General features: G+C 62.0%; 1 protein-coding gene. It reads left to right on the top strand.

From position 1 onward, the window contains the following. Positions 1-745: tyrosine--tRNA ligase (gene tyrS, locus EN932_RS37315; protein ID WP_128369583.1), on the top strand; the 745-nt coding region annotated here is incomplete at both ends.

Here is a 745-nt window from a genome sequence, read left to right as displayed (position 1 = left end):
GCAGCAGACCGGTCATCGGCCGATCGCGCTGATGGGCGGCGGCACCTCGATGATCGGCGACCCGTCGTTCAAGGATGAGGCGCGCAAGCTTTTGACCCCGCAGGACATCGAAGACAATCTTGCCGGTATCCGCCGCAACTTCATGCCCTACCTCAAATTCGGCAGCGGTCCCAACGACGCCATCATGGTCAACAACGCCGATTGGCTGATGGAGATCAACTACGTCAATTTCCTGCGCGATGTCGGTCGTCACTTTTCCGTCAACCGCATGCTGGCGTTCGATTCCGTCAAGCTGCGGCTCGATCGCGAGCAGTCGCTGTCGTTCCTCGAATTCAACTACATGATCCTGCAGGCCTATGATTTCGTCGAGCTCTACAAGCGTCTCGGCTGCCGCCTGCAGATGGGCGGCTCCGACCAGTGGGGCAACATCATCAACGGCATCGATCTCGGCCGCCGCATGGAGGACGCGCAGCTCTATGCACTGACCACGCCGCTGCTCACCACCTCGTCGGGCGCCAAGATGGGCAAGTCGGCTTCGGGCGCGGTCTGGCTCGACGCGGAGATGCTGAGCCCCTACGAATTCTGGCAGTACTGGCGCAACACCGAGGATGCCGACGTCGCCCGCTTCCTGAAGCTCTACACGACGCTGCCGCTGGACGAAGTGGCGCGGCTCGAGCGGCTCGGCGGATCCGAGATCAATGAGGCCAAGAAGATCCTCGCCACCGAGATCACCGCCCTGCTGCAC

This window comes from Mesorhizobium sp. M7A.F.Ca.US.002.01.1.1, assembly GCF_004022955.1.
Lineage (GTDB): Bacteria > Pseudomonadota > Alphaproteobacteria > Rhizobiales > Rhizobiaceae > Mesorhizobium > Mesorhizobium ciceri.
This window is presented reverse-complemented; position numbering and strand designations above follow the sequence as displayed.